The organism is Methylobacterium segetis (genome assembly GCF_004348265.1).
In the GTDB taxonomy this organism is placed as follows: domain Bacteria; phylum Pseudomonadota; class Alphaproteobacteria; order Rhizobiales; family Beijerinckiaceae; genus Methylobacterium; species Methylobacterium segetis.
The window spans coordinates 1-842 of sequence record NZ_SMNT01000200.1 but is presented as its reverse complement, the minus strand read 5'-3'; the positions used below and the strand labels follow the sequence as shown (position 1 = coordinate 842).

Sequence of the window (842 nt, the reverse complement as noted above, 5' to 3'; positions counted from 1 at the left end):
GGTCTCAGCCCCGGTACAGAGACGTTCTGGAATACGCCGATCCGCATCCAGTTCGGGGCTTCGCTGCCGACGCCGACGCGCAGACGTCCATTCGCCGCTGAGTAACGTGGCCCGGATTCGAAGAGGCTCTGAACGGGCGCCGTCGAATGCCCACTCAAAATGATGCTGCCCGCCACGCTCGGCTTGACCGGCACCAGAAGAGGCTGCGCTATCGCAAGGGAGCTGGTGATCGTGCAGACCAGCATGCCGGCCGCTGTTATCAGTACCCTGTTTCTAGGCAATGCTTGGGTGAGCATCACTGGCCCCATCGTTGTCACGCGCTGTCCTGGGGGAAGGGGCGCTTCACCCGAAACTTTACAAAACGCAAAACGCGGTGCTTGATCCATAGGGTCGCCTGGCCGGTATTGTCGCGTTGAGCTTATCACGTTGAGCGCTGTTGTTTGCCTTTGTCGGCATCCTGACTCGCATCGACCTGTGCGTTTTCACCGACTTGGTGGGCCGGTGCAGCTCCATTTCGGGCCGCCAAACGGCCGAGACTCGCCCTTCGTCACAAGCTTCTCTGGAGCAAATTCAAGCACGCCTTCGGTTGCTTCACTGATGCTCGCTGGCGGGGCAGGCGCGCAGTATGCGACACGTCGCCTTGTGGGCGTCGGCTGCTCTGTCGCGCCCGCGCAACAACGGCGCCGAATGTACCGCTGCATCGACCTTGCGGGCTACGGAGGTCCGCGCTTCGCCCTTAAGCTGCCAACGGCCCCATCCACCATGAACGCCAGATCGGGGCTGGGACTCGAAGTGCCATGCCTTTCTCGACTTCCGTGCGCGCTGCATCCCTGGGCGCGCTA

The 842-nt window shown here is 62.1% G+C and carries 1 protein-coding gene; it reads right to left on the bottom strand.

Going from position 1 to position 842, the window contains the following annotated elements:
• Positions 1–296: hypothetical protein (locus tag E1J50_RS25865; RefSeq protein ID WP_132257103.1), on the bottom strand; the 296-nt coding region annotated here is incomplete at its 3' end.
• Positions 297–842: the final 546 nt, after the last annotated feature.